Below are 21,578 nucleotides of genomic sequence, written 5' to 3' on the forward strand. Positions count from 1 at the left end.
GCTCCGCGCCCCCCGCGCTGCGGCGCGCCGCCGCGCCGGCGGGGCCCCGCGCTGCCCCGTCCGGGCCGCGCCGAGCCGTGCCGCGTCCGCGCCGCGCCGTGCCGCGTCCGCGCCGCGCCGTGCCGTGCCGCGTCCGCGCCGAGCCGTGCCGTGCCGCGTCCGCGCCGAGCCGTGCCGCGCCGCGCGAGAATTCCGAGCCAGTCCCCGAAGCCGCGCCTCTCGCGAGCGTGTCCCCGAAGCCGTGCCTCTGGCGAACCTGTCCCCGAACCCGTGCCTCTCGCGAGCCTGTCGCCAAAGCCGCCGTGCCCCTCGAATCCCGCGGACGAGTGTCGTACCGCCCCCGCCCCCCAGCCACCCCCTAGCCTGAGGAACCGTGCCCATCCTGCTCTCCTTGGCGGCCTTCCTCATGACGCTGCTGGGCGGGCTGGTCGCCGACCGCGTCAAGAACAACCGCCACCTCGTACTCGGCGCCGCCGCGGGCGTGATGCTCGGCGTGGTGGCCTTCGACCTCCTCCCCGAATCCCTCACCCGGGACGCCGTCGAAGTGCTCGGCGTCCCGCTCCCGATGCTCATGTTCGCCCTGGCGTTCCTCGGCATCCACATCGTCGAACGCTCCATGGGCATGCACGACGCGCACGAAGGCGATTACGCCGCCCACCGCCACGCCCGAGCCGGCGTAGGCGTCACGGCGGGATCCGCCCTGGTCATCCACAGCCTCCTGGACGGCGCCGCCATCGGAGCCTCCTACCAGACGGACGCCTCGCTCGCGGTCGCCGTGGCCATCGGCGTCATCGCCCACGACTTCACCGACGGCTTCAACACGTACACGATCACGTCGCTGTACGGAAACGCCCGCCGCCGCGCCCTCACCCTCCTGGCCCTGGACGCCGTCGCCCCCGTGCTCGGCGCCACCCTGACCTTCCTCATCGCCATCCCGGCCCACATCCTGACCGCCTACCTGGGCCTTTTCGCCGGATTTCTCCTCTATCTGGCCATCTCTGACATCCTCCCGGAGGCCCACACAACCAGACGCGCCACCGGCTGGACCCTGGCCGCCACGGTCATGGGAACCCTGTTCATGTGGCTGGTGATCGCCCTGTCGGCCTGACACGGCCAGAACGTGTGCGTGACAAGTCGCCGGATCATGCACAATAAGGCAGGAGCGCCCTTAGCTCAGCTGGATAGAGCACCGGACTTCTAATCCGACGGTCGCAGGTTCGAATCCTGCAGGGCGCGCTTCTCCACCTGCGGAAACTCCGATCGCGCCCATGCGCTGGGGCGGTATGGGGCAAATGTGAGGCAATCCTGAGTCAGATGCTGAGCTGCCGCCCCAGTGCGGATGCGGCGTTCAGCACCAGCTCGGCTGTCTCGCGGGCTGCTTCGTGGGCCACTTCCGGTAGCACCGAGACGTAGGTGTCGGCGGTGAGCACGATGCTGGCGTGCCCCAGCGTGGCCTGTACCACCTTCAGGTCGGTGTGCGCGGCCAGCGCCAGGGTGGCGGCGCCGTGGCGTAGGTCGTGCAGCCGGATCGGCGGCAGCCCGGAGGCGGCCACCAGCCGGCGGAACCGGCCGGTGAGATAGTCCGGCCGCAGCGGTGCGCCTGTCGCGGTGGTGAACACGTATCCCGAATCCTGCCAGTCGGCACCCGCCTGTGGGGTGCCAAAACGCGAACACTGCTGCTGAGCTGGGCGTTTGCCGGGAGATCAGGCTGCTCTGTGGTACTCGTTGATCAGACCTGCGACGGTCCTTCGACGATGGATCCGGGAAGTCATGTCGATCATCTTGCTGGGACCGTGCAACGGCGGGCGAAGCGAACGGCCTTGATGCGGGCGATGCTGGTTGAAGTGGTGTTCGTACTCGGCCAGAACCTTACGCAGGTGCCGCTCACCATGGATGAGCAGGTGATCGAGGCACTCACGGCGTAGTGTTCCCACGAACCGCTCCGCGAACGCGTTCGCCCGTGGCGACCGGACGGGCGTCTTGATGACCCGCACGCCATTGGCGGTGAACACCTCATCGAACGAACGGGAGAACTTGCCGTCACGGTCCCGGATGAGAAACCTGAACGCGCTGGCGCGCTCGCCCAGGTCCATCAGCAGGTTCCGGGCTTGCTGGGTGGTCCACGCGCCGGTCGGGTTGGAGGTGACGCCCAGCAGGTGCACGCGGCGTGTCTCGATCTCCATGACGAACAGGACATACAGGCGTTTGAGGAACACGGTGTCGACGTGCAGGAAGTCGCAGGCCAGGATGCCGGAGGCTTGCGAGGTAAGGAACTGTCGCCAGGTCGGCGCAGTCTGGCGTGGCGCTGGGCCGAGGCCGGCCGCGGTGAGGATGCGGCGGATGGTACCCTCCCCGATCTGATGGCCGAGGCCGAGCAGTTCGCCCTGGATCCGCCGGTGCCCCCATCGTGGGTTCTCTCTGGCCAGCCGGATCACCAGCTCACGCAGTTCATTCGGGATCGGCGGACGTCCGGCCGCGTTCGGGTACGTCCAGCGTTGGCTGACCATCTGGCGGTGCCAGGCCAACAAGGTGCCAGGCGTCACGATTCGATGGAGGCGAAGCCGCGTGGGCAGCAGTCGCGCCAGTGCGGCCAGCAGCGCCCTGTCGGCCCAGTCCGGTCGCGGTCGGGAGACCTGACGACGCAGGACGGCGACTTCATGTCGCAGCACCGAGATCTCCACGTCCTTGGAAGCGTCGCCCCGCGCGAGTAGCGTCAACCAGCCGAACAACCGGACCATCAGCAGATACAGCAGGCGTAGAAACACGAGTGCCGAGGATAGAAGGCCAGGCCAGATGCCATGGACGAGTTTTGGCACGGCACACGTGACGGTGCTGAAGATCCCGCCGCGCACACCGCGGGCGAACTGCTACGCCGAGCGGTGGGTACGCACCGTACGGGCCGAGTGCGCCGACCGCATGCTGATCTACGGCGAACGGCATCTGCACTCGGTGCTCGGTGAGTACGTCGATCACTACAACGGGCATCGGCCGCACCAGTCCCGCGCGCAGCGGCCACCCGATCACGACGAGCAGACCGCCGTCTCGCTGGAAGGCCGGATCGAACGCCGGAGGGTGCTCGGCGGACTGATCAACGAGCACCACCGAGCCGCGTAGCTGCCCCGGAGAACACCCAGCTCAGGCCCTACGTGATGAGTTTTGAAGCGGTACACCCCCGTTAGGGCATCGGATCTTGGTCGTCTGCTGTCTTGCAGGGAGCTTCCCTTCTACCGCCACTCTTCTGCGCCAACCCACCGCGCCCCGGGGCTGTCAGGCTGGAAAAGCTCATTCCATGTGTTTGTTTGATATTAGGCCATCGGCCAACCCGCCGGAAAAGCATCTACCCATCTCGCAGAGTCTCAGGCAAAATGAGGCATTCTGTTGAGCTCGTAGAAAGGGAATTCAATGATCGACGAGCGACTGCTCGTATCGGACGCTCCGGTGCGCCGGGCCGGGGACGGGCTGGGCTTCATCCAGTACGTCGACCCGCTCGCCCGGGCGATCACGAGCGAGGGGACCGAAACCCCCTTCACCATCGGGGTGTTCGGCCCATGGGGTAGCGGTAAAAGCAGCCTATTGTCCATGGTCAACGAGGCGCTGGAACAGAACCACCCGGGTCGGACCATCCGCGTTCATTTCAACCCGTGGCTCCACCGCAAGGAGCCCAACATGCTGGTCCCGCTGCTGCATACGCTAAATGACACCCTTCTGGAGCAGGAGGAGAACAAGGCAGCCGACAGTCGGAAGCGTATAACCCACGTGATCGGCATCATCACAGCCAACATCGTGCTCGGGAAGGTGTCGGGCGGAAACGTCAAGCTCGACGACATTAAGTCAGCCTCGGAGGAATACTCGAAGGCCAAAGGTGAGGTCGAGAGCGAGATGCGGAAGATCCGCTCGACGCTCCAGACGGCCGCCGATGATCTGGCCGAGCAGGGCATCCGCCTGGTCTTCCTCATCGACGACCTGGACCGCTGCGAACCTCACGAGATCGTCGACTTATTGGAGTCGGTGAAGCTCTTCCTCGACCTCCGCAACGTGGTTGTGGTGCTCGCGATCGCCAAGGACGTCATCGACCGCGGAGTCGCCGTAAAGTACCGTGACTTCGGCTTCACCGCCGACAAGGTCATCGAAGTCGGCAACGAGTACCTCGACAAGATGATCCAACTGCCGCTCTACCTCGCCGCCTTCGACGCTTCGAAGATCGGCTCCTTCCTTGCCACGCTCACGATTCCAACGGCCATCGAACCTCATGTCGACCTGCTGCAGCGCATTGTCGCGCCCAATCCCCGCCATATCAAGCGCGTCCTGAACCTGGCGGCTTTCACCGGTGCGGTTGCCACTGCTAATTCCAGCCGCGCCGATCTCCGGCTTGACCTCGTCATCCGCCTGATTGTCCTGCGTATCCAGAGCCCCGTGCTCTACCGGGCCGCTGTTGGGCGCCCCTCCCTCCTCATCGACCTAGAATCCGTGTATCAGGGCAGGATCCGCCCGGACGGCGATATCAGCCTCGTCCACCGCTACGGAACGCAGCTCGCATCCACCGCTCAGTCGGACATCACAGCCTTCTACGGCTCCGAGCCGTACTTCACTGAACTCTTCGCCGCGTCGCGGTTCAGCGAGGTGGAGAACGTTCTTGCTGACTACATTGCAATGCTCGGCAGCTGAGATCAGGATTGGCGCAACTGGTCTAGGACCACATCTGTGGCGAGATCGTCCTTGTCCTTGTCAACCGACCAGATCTCCATGATTTCCTTCGCGGCCAGGACCATTTTTTCGGAAATGCCCACTCTCGTCATGAGGTCAGCGGCGTCGTCCATCTCTGACAGCCAGCGCCAGGCGCGAGAGGCAACGCTCGGTAGGTGATCGGGCTCGGCGAGTGCGAACCTGCCGTCGTGCTGGGCCTCTTCAGCGAGGATCTCACCCACGTCGTAGGACCGTGCCAAAGAGTGGGCGAGGGCGGCGATGACTCTGTCGAGCTTCACGAACGTGGAATGCGCGATCTTCAGCGCCGAAGCCCTGCCTCGAGGCTCTGGAATCGTAAAGATCTCTACGGTGCCCTCGGCGAATAGTCCTGCGGCTAGGCCGATCCACTCAGCGTCTCCGTTGAGGTACAGTCGGGTTTTGGCGCTGGCATTCGGGGGTTTCCCCATGATGCAGGCGTCCAAGACCTTGGCGCCAGCGGTTTCGAGTCGATCGGCGATCGTGTCGAAGCGCGTGGAGCTAATGGCGTTTGCCTCCACGAAAAGGCCGGTAAACCCTGTGGCGGCAACCTCGGCGGCGACGTTCTCCGCGTTCTCCGGCGGACAGATGCTGAAGATCACTTCCACGGTGGACGCCAGCGCGTCGAGATCGGGAGTGCCGACCAGCCCAGTTCTCTCCGCCCGATCGGCCGTGACCGCACTACGGCCCTGTGAGCACCAGAAGACCTCGTGCCCGGCGGAGCGGATAACTTCACCAATCCCCGCGCCCATCTTCCCCGGACTCAAAATTCCCACCGCAGTCTTCGGGACCGTCTCCAACTTCTTCTCCCTACCAGCCGGCCTCATGTGCTCGTCTGCATCAGGTGATCCAGCGGAACAGGTATACGCCCCCTTCTCCTACTGTAACTATCCGGCCGCCATCCACCGCCCATTGCACCGACGACAGCGGGAAATCGGTCTTCATGATCGCGACACAGGTCCGCGATTGATCCCACACCCGTATCGCGCAATCGTTGCCCGCCGAAGCCAACATGCGCCCATCCGGGCTGAAGGCACAGGAACGGACCACCCCATCGTGCCCGGCCAGCGTACGCAGGAGATCCCCGGAACTGACCTCCCAAATGCGGATCACCTCATCGTCGCCCGCCGAAGCCACCATGCGCCCATCCGGGCTGAAGGCACAGGAACGGACCACCCCATCGTGCCCGGCCAGCGTACGCAGGAGATCCCCGGAACTGACCTCCCAAATGCGGATCACCTCATCGTTGCCCGCCGAAGCCAACATGCGCCCATCCGGGCTGAAGGCACAGGAACGGACCCATCCCACGTGGCCTGCCAACTCCTGGGTAGGGCCGACGGACTCTAGCGTATGGACGGTGACGAGGCCGTCTCCCCCTCCGACCGCGATCTTGGACCCTGTGGGCGAGAAGACGCAGGCGTTGATAGAGGCGTTCGTCGCGAGGATCATCTGGGACCAGTCCCCGCCCTCAGTGTTCCAGACGGTGACGACGCCGTTGCTTCCAGCTGCGGCTGTCAGCATCCCGTCCGCGGAAACTGCGCACGCATTCACCGATCCGACAGTGGCGGAGACTGTCCAGGCAGGACGTCCCGTACTCATGTCCCACAAGCTCAGGCCGCCGTTGCTGCCACCGACGGCGATCCTGTCTCCTCTAGAAGAGGCCGCGCAGGATCTCATACCGGATCCCATCGCGTCGACACTGGACAGCAGGGTTCCGGACTCCGTGTCCCAGACACGGAGGACGCCGTCGCCTCCCCCCGTGGCCACTCTGCCGCCGTCGGTCGGGACCGTGCACGCGCGCGCGGGACCAACGTGCCCACTTAGCGCATGTAGTAGGTCTCCCGTGGCGAAATCCCAGACGTAGACGATGCCGCTGTCAGAGCATCCGATCAAACGGGTGTCGTCGGCCGATATCGTGCAGGCCCTCACGGATGATCGAAGTCCGCCGAAAGTACGTGTGACCTCTCCAGTATCCAGGGACCAAGCCCTGATGACCCGCCCGTCGCCCGCACCCACGATCTCTCTTCCTGACAGAGAGAAGGCGCAGGATCTAATGGCGATCTTGTCGGTCTCAATCCGGGAATGCAGGCTTCTGCTCGCCATATCCCAGATGAGCAGGCTTCCGTCATCACTCGCTGTGGCCAGCAGACTCCCGTCCCGGCTGAGGGCGGAGGTCCTCACCGCGCCGCTATGGCCTTGCAGGGCATGAGTGACCGTCCCGCTTTCCACGTCCCAAAATCTGACCAGTTTGTCGTCCCCTGCGCTCGCCACAACAGAGCCATCCGGGCTGATTTGACACGCCCGAACCCAGCCGACGTGGTCGGCCAAGACCGCGACCGTCTCACCTGTCAGAGTGTTCCAGACACGTAGCGTCCCGTCGCCACTGCCCGTCACCAGGAACTGTCCGTCCGAGGTCGCCGAACACGAGCGGACGGGTGCGGTGTGCCCTTCCAGATCGTGCAGCAGCAAGCCGGTTCGCGGATGCCACATCCTGATATGCCCGTCGTCGCCTCCGGCGGCCAGCCAGGTGTCGTCTGGTCCGAACATGCAGGCACGGATCCACTTGGAGGTGTGTGCCGTGGTCACGCGGGAACGCCGCTTATCCGCGTCCCAGATCCGAATGACGCCGTCGCCGCTCACGCTAGCAAGCCAACTGCCGTCGGAGCCGACCGCGCAATCCCGGATGACCGCGCGATGGCCGTCCAGAACGCCCAGCAACTCGCCCATGTTCACGTCCCAGAAGCGGATCACCTCGTCGTCGCCGGCGCTCGCGATCCAGGTCCCATCCGTGCTCCAGACGCAGACGTTAAGCCCAGCGGTATGGCCAGAGAACTCTCTCCTGTCCTGGCCAGTCGCCGCTGACCAAACACGAATGACTTGATCGTCGCCCGCGCTGGCCACCCAAGTGCCGCACGGGCTGAACGAGCAAGCCCAGACCGACGCCGTGTGGCCGCTGTAGACGTGCAGTTCACGTCCCTGTTCGATGTCCCAGATCCGAACCGTCTGGTCGTCCCCGGCGCTCGCCAGACGGATCCCGTCGGGGCTGACCGCGATACGCCTAACGGCAGCGCTGTGTCCTTCAAGGGCGTGCACCTCCCTCCCGGAGGCCAGCTCCCATACCCTGACGCGTCCGTCGTATCCCGCGCCTACAACACGAGTTCCGTCCGGTGTGAAAGCGCAAGACCTCACTGGTGCCGTGCTGCCCTCAAACTCCATGATCGCAGACCCATCGGACACGTTCCACACACGCACCATGTTGTCGTCGCCCGCGCTCGCGATTCGGTCGCCGTCGGCGCTGAAAGCCACCGAACGCACCCACTCAGAGCTCGCCTCGATCGATCGCACGATCGACCCGCTCTCCACATCCCAGAGGCGTACGATTCCGTCCTCGCCGCCCGTCGCCAGAAGATTCGCGGAAGGACAGCACCCGCAGGCACTCAAGGATGAGGGGTCCCCAACCAGTAGTCGTTTCAACGCGGGGTGCGCCCGGTCGGGAACCTGACCTACCGCCTCCAAACGTGGGGTCGGAGCGCCGAGGCGGAGCCTGTCACAGAAATCCGTGAGGGGCCCGTCGCCCTCGAGACGGCTTAGCAGGATGCTCGGGATCGACGAGGGTGGCTCCGTCCGTTTGAGGAGGTGTGCGTTCTGCCGGATTGCGTGTTTGAGCTCCAGCGCCCACTCGTCCTCAACGTAGGACAGGTCCGACTCCACGGCGATCGGTCCGAGCGACTCGATCTTCTTGGCGATGAAATCGGCGCCCGCAAGGAGCTCCGCAAGGCCCACTGACATCTTGGCCTCGGTGAAGTGATAGCTCAGCCGTTGCCATAGATAGACGTCTTCGACGGGCATCCGGTGCCAGGCGCGCTCGGGCAGACGCGCCTGCACCGTTTCAAGGAACCTCCGGTTGAGTGCCACAAGCCCTTCTTCGCCCAGCTCGTGGCGGAGCCATGACCGCAACACGTCGTGCAGCTTGAACGCTAGGCCGTGGGCGGTCGCGCAGCGGGTCAGCAGAGATAGATCGCATAGATCGTCGCACAGGCTCGCGATCTCGCTCGGGCGCAGCCCTCCCGTCCTTCCCCAGAGCGCGGCCACCGTTCGGAAGGGAATCGCATCGTCTTCGAAGAAGATGGAGAGTTCCTGGTAGCGGAGCCTGGCCTCCTCTGGCAGAAGGCCAAGACTGGCGCTGATAGTGGCGTTGACCGCCTCGTCCCGTTCCTGGGAGCGGCGGACGTCCAAGGCAGACGGGCCGTCGAGCGACAGACGCTCCTCTATGTAGCGGACCGCCTCCGTGACGTCCAACCCGGCGCTGAGAAGCTTGCGGAGCATCTTGTTGACCAGCGACAGCAGGACAGGCCAGCGGCCGGTAACCGACAGAAGCCTCTCCAAGTCTCGATGGGAAAGCCCGTCCACACGTAGTGACATCAGTCGCTCGGCCTCGTCGATGCGCATCGCGTCGACCAGAATTGTCCGACACCCCTCAGGCAAGGAGGATGGCATCCGCGTCGTGATGATCCGTGTGCTGTTCGGCCCTCCGTACATGAAGGGCCGCAACTGCGATCTGCTCCACACGTCGTCGATGATCAGAAGGTAACGATCCCCGCCTAGGACCCGTCCCAAGTAGTGACCTGCTTGGTCGGGATCGAAGAATGTGGGCCTGGTTCCGCTGAGGAGTTCTACGAGATCGTTTACATGGTTGGCCAGAGTGGCACCCGAAACGTTCTCTCCCAGGGTCACCCACAGGACGCCAGCTTCGAACAACTCCCGGACTTCTCTGCGCTCCGCAACCTCCGCAGCCAGAGTAGTCTTGCCGAATCCTCCGGCGCCATGCAGCGCGGTCGTTAGACCGATACAGGCACCTCGGGTTTCACGCAGCACGTCGAGCAACTGATCGGTGAGGGCGGGTCGCTCGACGAAGGGGCCGAGGCGTGGCGGGATCATCTCGACGGAGCCGCTGAACCCTTGCCGGATGGTGATCAGCTCGGGCGTCCTCAATCGTTCGCGCAACGCACCGAGAGCCTGGAAAATTAGGAGCTCGAGCTCCTCTGACGTGCCGAAATGGCTGACCATACTCGCCTCTGTCCGCAACCTTCGACGGAACTCCTGCTGCGGAAGCCAGTTTGCATGATCGACAAAGTCTAGGATCGGAACGCTTGCCTGCTCGTCCAGCATGAAGGCTAGCAGGGGTTTTCCTGAGCTCACGGCGGTCTGAAACTCGAGTTGCACGTGAGAAATCCCGGGATTCCCCGGTACAGGTCTCCCGAACCGGAAGCCCACCAGCGCCACAACCGCATCGGAGGCGATGATCTGCCGATCGCCGTGATCAACGGAGGAATCGTTCGCTACCGGAAGTCCGTCCAATTGGACGATAGAATCACCTGCTCTTTCAATTGCCCTCTTGGCCGCTTCGAGAAAACTCCGGCCCGGCGGATAGAGTCCGAATTCCTGGGTGTGGCTGATGAAAACCGTCATCGGTGTTGCCACTGTCAGCGCCTCCCGCCACCGAGCGTTCAATACACGCGCCTGTGGTTCTCGAGCGCATCCTACACCGGGCCTTTTTAGCTGCAGTACATCCAGCACGACGGAGAGTGCGTTGATCATTGAATCAATGACCCCTTTCGTGCGCCCAGCAGAGCAGGAGGTGTAGAAGGCCAGACCAGATGCCATGGGTGAGTTTTGACACCGCACACGGTTTCGGGCGACGTGCCTGCTCTTGAGCGCGTTGCTCGGCGGCGAGCGCACGGTACTTCACCCGGCCGCCGTTGCGGGCGACCTCCCGGCTCACCGTGGATGCCGGGCGGCCGATCGAGACGGCGATCGAACGTAATGAGGCCCCAGCCTCCAGACCACGAGAGATCGATTCTCGCTCCTCGGCGCTCAACCGGTCGGCCCGCCGCACCCGCTCGGCCGGCGCGATGCCGCCATGGTGCTTCAGTACCGTGAAAACCGACCCCGGAGGCTTGCCCAGTGCCCGGGAGATCACGCTGATGGACTCACCGACGCGCCACCGCCGCCACAGGTCTTCTTTCATCGCGTCCGACATTCCCGGCCGACCCATCCGAGCCACGATCCACCCATCCACGAGCAGTGTTGCGTTGATCGTTTGAATCTAAGGCCGCCTTCTTCGCGGCCGAGAATCGATGACGCTCGCCAAGTACGAGCTGATCGACGCGGAGAAGGCCCACCATGCGATCGCGCGAATGTGTGCCTGGCTGGAGGTGTCGCGATCGGGCTACTACGAGTGGCGCCAGCGGCCGGCCTCGGCCACCGCGAGCGGATGACCTGGCTTTTCGCCTTGGCTCGGGTGGTGAAAACGAAGCGGTGCAGCCATTCGTTCTTGATCGCGGAGAAGAACGATTCGGCCATCGCGTTGTCCCAGCAGACACCGGTGCGGCCCACCGAGCGGCGGATGTCCAGGCCGGTCAGGAAGCCGCCGAACGTATCCGAGGTGTAGTTCGAGCCGCGGTCGGTGTGGAACACGGCGCCACCCTGGAGCACGCCGGTGCCGGCGGCCATCCGGATCGCGTCGGTGACCAGTTCGGTGCGGTAGTGGTCGGCCATCGCCCAGCCCAGCACCACCTTGCTGTGGCAGTCGATCACCGTGGCCAGATACAGGAAGCCCTCCCAGGTGCGGACATAGGTGACGTCGCCGACCAGCTTGATGCCCGGACGGGCGGCGGTGAAGTCGCGGCCGACCAGGTCGGGGATGCCGCCGAAGTCACCCTGGAGGGTGGTGGCCGGCCGGAAGGCCCGAACCTGGGCCGGGATAAGACCCTGTTCGCGCATCAGGGCGCGGACCAACTCGGCCGAGCAGTGCTCACCGCGGCGGGCCAGGGCGGCGTGCACCCGCCGGTAGCCGTAGGTCTCGTGCGAATCGGCGAAGATCTCGGCGACCAGACCGGCCAGCAGCGTGCGACGTTGGGCGGTGGCCGAGGCCGGCCGCCCGCGCCATTCGTAGTAGCCCGAGCGGGACACGCCCAGCCAGGCGCACATCCGCGCGATCTTGTGGTGGGCCTTCTCCGCGTCGATGAGCTCGTACTTGGCGAGCGTCATCGAGTCTCGGAGGCGAAGAAGGCGGCTGCTTTTTTCAAGAAGATCAACTTCTCGCGGAGCTCGGCGTTCTCCCGCTCCAGCTCCCGGATCCGGGCCCGATCCGGCCCGGAGACCGGCGGCCGCTTCTCCTGCTGGGCGTTCACGATCCGGTGCCGGTTCACCCAGCTGCCCAGGGTGCTGGCGTTGATGTCGAACTCGCGCGCCACCGACGCGACCGTTCGCTCGCCCTCCAGCACCATGCGGACGGCTTCTTCCTTGAACTCCGGCGAGAACTGCCTGCGACGCCTCGTCACGTACCTACCTCTTCCAGACTTCTGTCAGCTTATATGGCTGAATGTCCGGAATCTGCTGGGCACCTCAATACCAACAAGGTGCCCGGAGTGACCAGCCGATGCTTCCGCAGCACCGCAGGTAGGAAGCGTGCCAAGGCGGCCAGGAGCGCCTGATCGGCCCAGTCCGGCTTCGGGCGAGCGAGTTGACGCTTCAATACGGCCACCTCATGGCGGAGCACTATGATCTCGACGTCCTTGGACGCTTGGCTAAGGCCCAGCAACACTAGCCAGCCGAACACCCAGACCGTGATCAGATACAGCAGACGAAACGGCACAAGCCGCGATCTTGCCCGTACCGCTACCGAAGGTCAAAACCGCAGATCAAGAACCCTGCGATGCGTTATGAAGCGGTACAGGCCGAATGGACTGCGGTCAAAATGCAGGGGTCTCTGTCCGTCGATCCCGCCGAGCGGCAAGCGCTGAGCGAGCTCGGGGAGGCATGTCCTGATCAGCGGCTGCCTGAGGTTAGCGACCGGGCTTGACGGGCCATCCTGCAACGACAAGCCCCCGTCCGGTCCTCGCGGATCGTGCGGGGGCTTCTTCGCGTGCGGCGAGATTAGGCGCACTGAAGAGCACTTGCCCAATTACTGCGCTAACGCCTAACTCAATCGAGAAGAACGAGTCGCGATTGACGCATCCGACTGCGCCTTTATGGCTTCAGTTCAAGTTTGCGATCTCGCCAACTGACTAACAGTATAATGACTAGTGCCGCTATTACAAGATTCATCGCCAATGAAATATTAAACTTATACAAGCCTGCAAGGAGGGAATATGCCGACACGGCAACTTCCACTCCGATGGCCACCCTCTTTCCTCCGCGGACGCGTCGCGCAACCGCGAAGCTCAACACAGCCGGAAGAAGGGCGCTCGCGACAACGAAGATTGACAGAGGGGGCAGTACAGGCATTTCCCAATCAACGCCATGCCCAGTGACGATAACAATGATCTTACCCGTGATACCAACGAGCGCGATAACGGATTGTAATAACATGAGAGCCCGAACAAGCCGAGCCCTGCGATGATCGAGTCCCACCATCTTATGCTTCTCCCTCGATCGCAGAGCTGCCGGTGAACCACAGGCCCACCGGCAGCTCTCGCCTACTAGAAGTACTTCGTTGATGCTCTATTCCAGCAGCTCTGCAGCCCCATCGGGTCGGTTACCGTTGGTCCACCCTTCATTGGGAATTGCACCGACACGTTCATGGCGTGTCGGATTTCGTCGAACCAGCAAAGATTCAATATGCCCTCACAGTCTACCGTGAACGGCCTGACCTTGCCGGGAACTGGAATCTGCACCCACAGGTTCCCCGCTTCGCCATCCGCCGAGTAGGTAGCTGAATCGCTCGTCTTGCTGAAACCTATGCCTCCCACTCCCGTGTCGATGCTGATGCTTCCCACCGTCAAAGAAAACTTTGCGGTGGTGGCGAGCTTCACCTTTATGTTCTTTACCAGGTTCTGGTTCGCAGCCTTGAAGGCTGGTGTCATCTTGACCATGCTCCAGCCCTGAAGTTCCTCGATCCGCATGCTTGTCGGGCCGCCCAGCGTGTAATTGTGGACCCCCGAATAGCGCAGGACTCCTCCCGCTTCGAAACTCAAGCCAGACATGATGTTCTGCTTGCCATAGCTGTCGAAGCGGCAGATGTCCTGGCCGAAGTCACAGTTGAGAAGGTACCCATAGACGGTCTCGCCGTTCTTGCCCTTGCCGCACCAGTGATCGGACCCCGACTGTGAGGCGGCCATGCCTTGCGCGACGGCCATTGCGTTCCCGCACCCGTTCGGACCCGGCCCTTCGATGACCATGTCCATGTCGCTAACGTCTACATCGACGTCCACGGATATGAGACGCATGGCACCGCAGTCCGTGAAGGAATAATCGAACGTATCTGCCAGGGCACTCGGCTTTGAATGCTGATTACCGTCTTTATCCGTCTTGACATCGACCCAAGTTCGACTGACGGTAGCCCGAAGTGCAGGAGTTCCGTCCGGCGACAGGTATCCAAGGGTATTACTTAGTGCAACGGACGTGTCCGTCCGGTCAACGTTGCTCTTCTCCAGACCTTGCCTCTCTTCGAGTAAGATCGAATTGGTGAGCGAGAGCTTCGCGGTAACCGGACCGCTCGGATCCAAGTCGCCCGACAGTTTCGGTGTGATCCCAGCGCTTATGCTGCTTGACCAGACATCAGGGTAGGCGCCTTCCACAACGCCACTCTGTCGAAGATAGTACTCCTGCACCGTAGCCTTCAGAGACCCTACGCTTATCCCCGATTTACATTTTGCAGGGGAAGGTGACAGAGCGCGCGGAGTCAGCGTGATGCTTTCCCACTCTCCTCTGCCGAAACGCGTCTTGCCAGCGACTCTGATGGTGTAGAGTTCGCCATTCGTCAAGCCAGTGATAGTGGCCGAGGGCATCGCGGTCTGGAGGGAGCGCACGCTGCCGCCCGTCGATGAGACCGCCTCAACCTCGTAGCCTTCTAGCAGCGCTAGAGAACCGGTGCTAGAAGGAATGGCCCAAGAGACGATGACTCCTCCGTCACCAGGCTGACCCGAGAGGTCTTGAACCTTGCTCGGTGGCCCCGCGGGCGTGTAACCGATCTTCAGGCTAGGCAACGTCGGAGCGGTCGCCTCCGCAAAAGTAACCGTTGTCGAATTGTCCGTCTTTACCAGCAGCCATGAGTACTGGTCGCCGATGATATCGGCCTTGGGCTGAGCGATACTCATGGAGTACTTTGAGGCGTTGTTTGTGGTTTCCACGATCGTGCTGATCGTGGTCTCACTGGTGACCGGCGAGTCCAGACGCGTGATCGTGATAGGTGTGTCCTGAGGACACGGTCCGCCGACACACGTGGGGGTGCCGAGATCAAGCAGCGCTTCGACCGGTACGGCGTTATCGGGAAGTTCATCTAATCTGAATCCGATCATTGCGGCGGTCTTATCAGCGCCGCTGCCGCCGATCCGTATCACCGAGTCATCAGTCACTGTGCATGGCGACCCACCGCAGGCGGTCGGGTCGGTCTTCGCGGTCTTGATAACCACGTTGTCCTTGCCCAGGGTCAGATGCCGGACATCACCTACTGGCGGTAACGGCGGTGTACCGGGAGTGGTGAAGGATGCCTGAGTGGTCTTCGAAGTGCAGACTTCATCGGCCACGCTTTGCCCTTGAGCGCACGCGACCATCTGCCATTTGTATGTGGTGCCTGGTTGAACCGTGCCGGCAGGGATTTGGAATGAGCCTCTCTCGCCACCATTGACACGGCGAATGCCGAGAGGCGCCGCACCTACTGGCACACCACTGTTGTCATACAGGTAGTACTTCGCGGTCAGTGGACCGCCTGAGGGGCGGTTCACCATCCCGGAGAGGATCGGCTGTGCAGGATCGGCCATCCCAGTCTCGATGTCAGAGGGTAGGGCCGGCGCATCAGTCGTAATCCGATAGTAGGGCGATTCATTGCAGGTGGTCGGGTACCCGCTAATGCATGCCTTGACCTTGATGCGGAAGGTTTCCGGGCTGCCGAGTTCATATGACTTGTTGACCGGGACACCGGAGTCGACGTTGGCGACGCGGAAGGTGAGCGTCTTAAGGTAGGCGGATGCCTGGTTGGACGGTGGTCCGGCTTGGCCGGTGTTGTCCAAGGCTATGACCTTGTAGTAGTAGGTGCCGGTGCCGGGCAGGTCGCCGTTGGTGTAGGTGCGTTTGGTGGTGGTGGTCAGGCGGGTGGTCGCAGACGGGGTGAAGTCTGCGGTCTTGGAGCGGTGGACTTCGTAGCCGCCGATGCCATAGTCGTCGGTGGCCGCAGCCCAGGCCAGTGCTATGCTGCCTTCGCCTGCGGTGGCGGTCAGATTGCCGGGGGCGGTAGGCGGATTGCCGGGGATGGGCACGGCGACCGCAGTAGCCATGTCGGCCTGGATCTCGGCGGCGGTTTGAGCGCGGTTGTAGATGCGCAGTTCGTCGATGAGCCCGCTGAAATACTCGCTCCAAACGGTGTTGGCACCGATCTGTAGCGCGCCGCCGGAGTCTTGCAGGGCGCCAATCGAGGCCTGGGCGACTTCGGTGCCGTTGACGTACAGCCGGGCTGTGGTGCCGTCGTGGGTGACAGCCAGATGCGTCCATGATCCCGTGGTCAGCGGTGCACGGCCGTCAACGTATAGATGAGTGTCCCCTGACCGCATCCAGGCGCTGGGAACGGTGCCATTGGAAGCGTACAGACCGTAGCCGACTCCGCTGGTGTGGTCCTTGAAGGCGACCGAGCGGTAACTGGTGAGGACTGTCGGCTTTATCCAGGCCGACATGGTCATGCCGCTGGGCAGGACGAGGCTGGCGCTGTGGGGGACGGTGACCTTGCTGGACGTGCCGTTAAAGGACAGTGCCTTACCGAACTTGCCGTCCGCCCAACCGATGTTCTGGCCGGTACCGTTGTTGTTGGAGCCGGAGACGTCGCCGATGGTGGTGCCGGTTCCCTCGTCGAAGCCGTATCCGGCGACCAGCCCCTGGGGTGTGACCGCGACCGCGCTTTGGGCGCTGGATGGTGGTGCGACGGCCGGCGTTCCTGGGGCCTGGACCTGGGTGGTGGCGTCGGTGACGGTGATGGTGTAGTCGAGCTTGCGGCCGTCAGGCGAGCGCGAGGTGTAACCGGTCTTGACCGTACCAGAGCGGGAGATGGCGTCGTTGCCGACGAGGGAGTCGATGGACTCGGCGGTGAAGGTTGGGATGTCGGGCGGCAGGAGGTAAGAAACGCTCATCTTCGGCACCGTGGTCGTGGCGGCGTCTGCGGAGTCGAAGCGCCAGAACTGGTTGTCCGGGAAGCGCGGGTCGTCGATCGGGTATTCCCAGTTCAGCTCCGTGGTGACCAGTTCGACACCGTTGTTCGGTGTGCCACCGGCCCAGGATTGAGCTGCCGAGGTCATGTCCCAGGTGTGCCAGGAGGAGGTGGCACTGCAGGAGGGATAGAGGGTGGAGGCTCCCACGGAGGTGGTCGAGGGCCGGTTATTCCAGCTGACCGAGTAGGAGGACCAGGCGGAGGTGGCCGGGGAGGCGGTCAGTGGCCAGTTGTCGCACCGACCGACGTACTGCCCGTAGAGCTGCATCTGCGCCGAGACGATGGCCTTGCCGGGGAAGGAAAACCCACCGAACTCGATGATGCTGCGGTTGTGGAGGGAGTAGTACACGTAGCGGGTGGTGCAGGTGACGCCGGTACACTCGCGGATTTCCTTCTTCTTGGCCTGGGTGCCCACCGCGTTCAAGTGAAAGGTTCCGGTGGCCCATCCTCCGTCGTCGTAGACGGCGTCCTGGCTGAGAGTGAGCCCGACAGTGGGATCGACCGTCACCGGATAAGTGGTCTTGGGGTCGGACAGGAAGGCCGGATCGGGCTTGAGAACGAGAACTTGGCGGCCGTCGGTCTCGGTGGTGACCTTCGTGTCGATGGTGCCGGTGGCCTCGTCCGCGCCGGCTGGGTCGGCCGTGGCGGTCTCCATCATGAACGGCGCGCCGCCGCTGGCTATCGTCTTGCCCTTGTCGTCGGTGAGCTTCAGCCCACCGGTCTTGGTCGTGCCGAGCTTCATGCCGTCGGTGGTGACCGGGATGCGGAACTCCACCGGTCCCGTCGGTCGCTCGCGCAGGATCACGTCCTGCCGGAAGCCTGACAGCGTGGCGGTGACAACGAGGTCGGCTGTCGGTCCGGCGGCCCCGACGTAGGTAGCCTGGGCCCCATTGAGCTGAGGCTTAGGCAGAGCAGTGGGCCATGACAGGGCCAGGCTCTGCTTGTCCTTATGCTCCAGGGTCGCGAACGGCTGGTCGCCTCCTCCGGAGAAGGTGACGTCAGCCTTGGTCAGCTTGGGCTTGACCACGCCGTCGACCTCGACCAGCGTCGGGTCGACGCGGGCCCATGACCCGTCAGGCTGCTTGAGCTGGACCGCTCCCGGATACGCCTCTGTGGTGAGATGACCGTCGGGGTAGGCCCACGTCCGGGATTGCTCGGTGAATGCCGCCTCCACAGCCACTGGCTTGTTCTGCTTCCGCGCCCCTTCGATCGCGGCACGCAGGGCTGCATCAGGGTCGTCGGGTCGGGGGAAGGTCGTGATCGTAGGAGTGGACGACTCTGTTGGTGCAGTATCAGCCTGAGCCGGCGCTGTTGTACCTGTTGCCAGCAGCGATGCTGCCACCGTGAGCACCGTCGCTAACGCAACGTAACGGCGATGCGGGCTCTCCCGCCCCGCCGTGCTGACTAACTGATTCACTGACGCTTCCAATCTCGTGTGGGTGCATAAGGCAAATAATGTCTACCTGCCTCAAGATCGCGACACAACACAGAACGAGTCACGATGGCATCTCAGCAAAAAAGCTGTAACGCCACAGCCGTCAGGACCGATTGATGAGGCAAGCAAAAAGTGGTAATTCAGATTCTCTTATAGACCTCCCCACACGCTCACCATCGCCCAAGGTCACGTAGTGGCGACATTGATCTTCCGTGCGAACAACCGATTTGCAGGCGAGATCGCTTTGGACGGGCAACCACGGTCGACGGGGCGTCACCGGAGGCATTCGCCAGAGCGACGGCCGCCCTTGGCTGAAGGTGATCCGCGTACCGTCGTGCGGGCCACCGGCCAGCCTGCCCACGTTCGGCTGGACGTCGTAGACCTGGTCGAGGTTCACTATGGCGCCCCTCCTTCAGGACGTCTCCCTCACGGTCGATCGCCCGCCACGCGCAGGGCTCCAGGGCCTCGTTCAGCACGACCGGCACGCCGAGCAACACCCCGCCCGGGGAGCGGCGTCCAGCCGGGCGGCCGTCACGGGTCATCGGGCGGCGCGCCCTCGGGTCGCACGGTGGCCTTCAGTCAGTCGAACATGGTCCGGCCAACCTCGACGCGGGCCACCGAGGGGGCGCGGGCAGGCCGCGCCGTCAAGCCGCCGGCCCACCGGCGTCGCATACGTCGTCATCATCCACGCGCGTTATGGACTTTAGGCAGGGAAGCGTATGAGCGCGCACCGGCCAGCTCACACGACAGGTGACATACCGCTCCTCTCGCCAAACCGACTTGCGAACATCTCTCGCATCGTGACCTGCAGCCAAGATCTTTGACGGAGCAAGTCGCCAGGGGGAATAACTTTGGCGCGGCGGTCAGCCTGGAGAGCAGCCGACACCTGACCCGTCCGCCCGTCTCGCATTCATGACGAATGCGGGAAGCGCCAAAGGTCGTTCTACTGCAGCGATCTATATTTCAGCCATATTTGCAGCCCTTGCCTCATAGTGGGCAGGGTCAGCCGAACTGGTATCAGGACCGAATCTATACCGGCTTCCGTGTATCCCGCAAAGAGGTTGCATCGCAAGTTTTCTCGATCTACGGTCACAAGCGCCACAAAAATGAGACGCAATTGATGGGAGGAATTCCATACACGACGAAGACACGGGAAGACCGCAACAAGGGTTCCGCAGGGCAGGAACCTGTCCGCCAGGATGAAGATCCTGCCCGCGGACGCTCGACACGAGCGCCGCCAGCGGGCACCCGGCCGGCGCGCTCGGTGCGCGCGGCCTGTGCTTCGAGGGCGGCTACCTGGAGGCGGAGTCCCGCGAACTCGGCCCGGAGGCTGTCGGCAGTGCGTTCAGCGTTGACGGCGACGTCGGCCAGGACCACGAGAACAACGTCCATACCGCGCCGATCGCCGTATCGATCCACGCTCGGTCTCGGCCGCTCGGAGGGCGCAATGGAAGCCAAGCTCGCCGAGTTCTGCCTCATTCGTCGGGCACTGAGCTGTCATTGATGTATGCCCTTCCCTGACCCTGATGCCCGGACCAGGGGGAGGTGTGTCCACATCCGCAGGATCAAGAATTACCTGGATACACGTAACCCTCCTCGGCGATCTCTTCCAGTCTCTCGTCTCCGATCACCGCTTCCACAGCGTCGCCGACGAGTTCGCGTGCCCTGGCCAGGCGCTGGAACAGCTCACGGTCGACCATGTAGTCCACCAAGATTCGCGGGCTTGCATCGGCGAAGGCGATCCTCGAGCGGATCCGGTCGAGCGACACCACGAACTCGTTCAAATCGCTGAAGAGCTCGATCGCCTCCGAAAGCCGCACGTGACTTCGGGTTCACTCATCGCACCACCCTGATGTTCGAGATCGAAGTACCTCCTGTCGCTACCCACTCGGTGATGCCCATCGTCGGATTGGGGCGACTGCTGATCAGATCTTCGGCGACCGGGTCGGACGCGATGGACGAGTTCTGTTTTGCGCCAGGATCCGCATGCGAGCGATCACAGTCACTGCCGCTGCCGCGCTTGGTATGGCCATTGCGGTTGTTCCCTGACACGCTGAGCTTCGTCTTCCATTGCACTGGCTGAGCCAGGAGAGTCAGCTTGTCGAGACGCATTCCGCTGTGGGCCCTTGCCGGCATCCTTGTGGGCGTAGCGTTGCTTCTGCTCGCCGCCGTACTGTACCTGCCTCATCTGATCTACCCGCCGTTGCCGTCCGGCGAACTGCACGCCGTTCCCAGTGTCGAAGCGCGAATCCAGCTGCAACAAGCGCAGGCTGGGCTCCAGAGCACTCTGCGTGGGCAACTGCTTCAGGCTTTCGGCGCCCTGTTTGTGATGGCCGGTGTCATCGCCGCGTGGCAGCAGGTGCGGGTGGCGAGGGAAGGGCATCTCACCGATCGTTTCAGTCGCGCGATCGAACACCTCGGCAGTGACACCGTGGACGTTCGTTTGGGCGGGTTGCATGCGCTGGAGCGCATCGCCAAGAACTCCTATGTCGACCGCCCCACAGTGGCTACGATCCTGGCGGCCTATGTCCGAGGACACGCTGCCTGGCTTGTGGGCGCGCCGAACGGGCCGCTCCATCCAGACGAAATCGATGATGACCTTCCATGGCTGTCGAGCCGTGCTCCAGACGTGCAGATTGCCATGCACATTCTCGCCCGTCTGCCTGACCATGCTGACGGCGGCGACAGATACCTGTCCCGAGTAGATCTGCGGCGCATCCAACTGAGCGGAAACCTGGACCATACCAGTTTGCGTCATGCGACTTTGAATCTTGCATGGCTCAGGCGAATCTCACTTCGCGGCGCCGATCTGACAGACGCCGATCTCCGGCAAGCGAATCTCGAAAGAGCGAATTTGGCTGAGGCTCGGCTCGCGGGGGCACACCTGCAGGGGGCTCGCATGCGTGAAGCTGTCCTACGCGGAGCGGACTTGCGCGGGGCTGACCTGAGCAAGGCTGATCTGCGTGACGTCGACCTCAGTGACACCCGTCTTGCAGGGGCCAAACTCGACGACATTGTCGCCAACGCGGGCACCCGGCTGCCGGCACCTGAACCCGACGAGGGGCCGGAGTAGTCGCATGAATTATTAAGCTGCCGAATTGCACTGGCCGTATGGCTATCTGTGTGCTCTGGGCGTCATGGTTGTCGCCTTGCTCATCGTTCATCGGCTGCTGTACACGGACAGCTTGCTGTGAGAGTCCAAAGTGCCGTGTTGTTCTGCAGGTCGCT

12 protein-coding genes, 1 tRNA gene and 3 pseudogenes are annotated in these 21,578 nt (G+C 63.3%); 6 read left to right on the forward strand and 10 right to left on the reverse strand.

The genetic code is table 11. From position 1 onward, the window contains the following. The first annotated feature begins 373 nt into the window (after positions 1 to 373). Positions 374 to 1,108 (forward strand): ZIP family metal transporter, encoded by a 735-nt coding sequence (locus ABZ444_RS48390; RefSeq protein ID WP_358011375.1) that lies wholly within the window; start codon positions 374 to 376, stop codon positions 1,106 to 1,108. A 54-nt stretch (positions 1,109 to 1,162) separates the two neighbouring features. Continuing rightward, positions 1,163 to 1,236, forward strand: a tRNA-Arg gene (locus ABZ444_RS48395). A gap of 74 nt (positions 1,237 to 1,310) precedes the next feature. Here the strand turns inward: ABZ444_RS48395 and ABZ444_RS48400 are convergent. Together ABZ444_RS48400 and ABZ444_RS48405 are read right to left on the reverse strand one after the other, a co-directional pair. Next, positions 1,311 to 1,622 (reverse strand): annotated as a pseudogene (locus ABZ444_RS48400) (tyrosine-type recombinase/integrase); the annotation flags it as partial. An 81-nt stretch (positions 1,623 to 1,703) separates the two neighbouring features. Then, positions 1,704 to 2,765, reverse strand: coding sequence for an integrase core domain-containing protein (locus ABZ444_RS48405; RefSeq protein WP_358011378.1), 1,062 nt, complete (start codon positions 2,763 to 2,765; stop codon positions 1,704 to 1,706). Between the two features lie 58 nt (positions 2,766 to 2,823). On the opposite strand from ABZ444_RS48405, the gene ABZ444_RS48410 reads away from it, so the two are divergent. Continuing rightward, on the forward strand, positions 2,824 to 3,114 hold the full coding sequence (locus ABZ444_RS48410; RefSeq protein ID WP_358011381.1) for an integrase core domain-containing protein: 291 nt from the start codon (positions 2,824 to 2,826) through the stop codon (positions 3,112 to 3,114). Between the two features lie 288 nt (positions 3,115 to 3,402). Then, positions 3,403 to 4,665: a P-loop NTPase fold protein gene (locus ABZ444_RS48415; protein ID WP_358011384.1), complete on the forward strand. Its 1,263-nt coding sequence runs from the start codon at positions 3,403 to 3,405 to the stop codon at positions 4,663 to 4,665. 2 nt (positions 4,666 to 4,667) lie between these two features. Here the strand turns inward: ABZ444_RS48415 and ABZ444_RS48420 are convergent, their stop codons facing one another. From ABZ444_RS48420 to ABZ444_RS48430, 3 genes are read right to left on the reverse strand one after another with little or no spacing between them, the layout of a single operon-like run. Beyond that, the gene (locus tag ABZ444_RS48420; protein WP_358011387.1) at positions 4,668 to 5,519 is read right to left on the reverse strand and encodes a DUF1932 domain-containing protein; all 852 of its coding nucleotides are present in this window, start codon (positions 5,517 to 5,519) and stop codon (positions 4,668 to 4,670) included. A 40-nt stretch (positions 5,520 to 5,559) separates the two neighbouring features. After that, positions 5,560 to 10,317, reverse strand: coding sequence for an NB-ARC domain-containing protein (locus ABZ444_RS48425; protein WP_358011389.1), 4,758 nt, complete (start codon positions 10,315 to 10,317; stop codon positions 5,560 to 5,562). Positions 10,318 to 10,321: 4 nt separating this feature from the next. Further along, positions 10,322 to 10,747: a helix-turn-helix domain-containing protein gene (locus ABZ444_RS48430; protein WP_358011392.1), complete on the reverse strand. Its 426-nt coding sequence runs from the start codon at positions 10,745 to 10,747 to the stop codon at positions 10,322 to 10,324. Between the two features lie 82 nt (positions 10,748 to 10,829). On the opposite strand from ABZ444_RS48430, the pseudogene ABZ444_RS48435 reads away from it, so the two are divergent. After that, positions 10,830 to 10,988: pseudogene (locus ABZ444_RS48435) on the forward strand (IS3 family transposase); the annotation flags it as partial. A 67-nt stretch (positions 10,989 to 11,055) separates the two neighbouring features. Here ABZ444_RS48435 and ABZ444_RS48440 read toward each other — a convergent pair. From ABZ444_RS48440 to ABZ444_RS48460, 5 genes and pseudogenes are all read right to left on the reverse strand, one after another. Continuing rightward, a pseudogene (locus ABZ444_RS48440) lies at positions 11,056 to 11,769 on the reverse strand (IS3 family transposase); the annotation flags it as partial. Further along, entirely contained in the window at positions 11,766 to 12,062 is a 297-nt protein-coding gene (locus ABZ444_RS48445; protein ID WP_358011395.1) for a transposase, read from the reverse strand. The pseudogene ABZ444_RS48440 and the gene ABZ444_RS48445, both read right to left, overlap by 4 nt. 1,140 nt (positions 12,063 to 13,202) lie before the next feature. Next, positions 13,203 to 18,257 carry a LamG-like jellyroll fold domain-containing protein gene (locus ABZ444_RS48450; protein ID WP_358011397.1) on the reverse strand — a complete coding sequence of 1,685 codons (5,055 nt, stop codon included), beginning with the start codon at positions 18,255 to 18,257 and terminating at the stop codon, positions 13,203 to 13,205. A 1,658-nt stretch (positions 18,258 to 19,915) separates the two neighbouring features. Continuing rightward, on the reverse strand, positions 19,916 to 20,170 hold the full coding sequence (locus ABZ444_RS48455; protein ID WP_358011400.1) for a hypothetical protein: 255 nt from the start codon (positions 20,168 to 20,170) through the stop codon (positions 19,916 to 19,918). A 16-nt stretch (positions 20,171 to 20,186) separates the two neighbouring features. Next, positions 20,187 to 20,462 carry a hypothetical protein gene (locus tag ABZ444_RS48460; RefSeq protein ID WP_358011403.1) on the reverse strand — a complete coding sequence of 92 codons (276 nt, stop codon included), beginning with the start codon at positions 20,460 to 20,462 and terminating at the stop codon, positions 20,187 to 20,189. Between ABZ444_RS48460 and ABZ444_RS48465 the strand changes: the two genes are divergently transcribed. Next, on the forward strand, positions 20,449 to 21,423 hold the full coding sequence (locus ABZ444_RS48465) for a pentapeptide repeat-containing protein (protein ID WP_358011406.1): 975 nt from the start codon (positions 20,449 to 20,451) through the stop codon (positions 21,421 to 21,423). The genes ABZ444_RS48460 and ABZ444_RS48465 overlap by 14 nt on opposite strands. Positions 21,424 to 21,578: the final 155 nt, after the last annotated feature.

The sequence above is a fragment of the Nonomuraea sp. NPDC005730 genome, from assembly GCF_040630865.1.
GTDB lineage: Bacteria > Actinomycetota > Actinomycetes > Streptosporangiales > Streptosporangiaceae > Nonomuraea.

What these genes read in the sequence shown, in the direction of transcription:
- ABZ444_RS48430 (WP_358011392.1), bottom strand. Translation starts at nt 10,747, where the DNA reads ATGAAAGAAGACCTGTGGCGGCGGTGGCGCGTCGGTGAGTCCATCAGC.
- ABZ444_RS48415 (WP_358011384.1), top strand. Translation starts at nt 3,403, where the DNA reads ATGATCGACGAGCGACTGCTCGTATCGGACGCTCCGGTGCGCCGGGCC.
- ABZ444_RS48425 (WP_358011389.1), bottom strand. Translation starts at nt 10,317, where the DNA reads ATGATCAACGCACTCTCCGTCGTGCTGGATGTACTGCAGCTAAAAAGG.
- ABZ444_RS48460 (WP_358011403.1), bottom strand. Translation starts at nt 20,462, where the DNA reads ATGCGTCTCGACAAGCTGACTCTCCTGGCTCAGCCAGTGCAATGGAAG.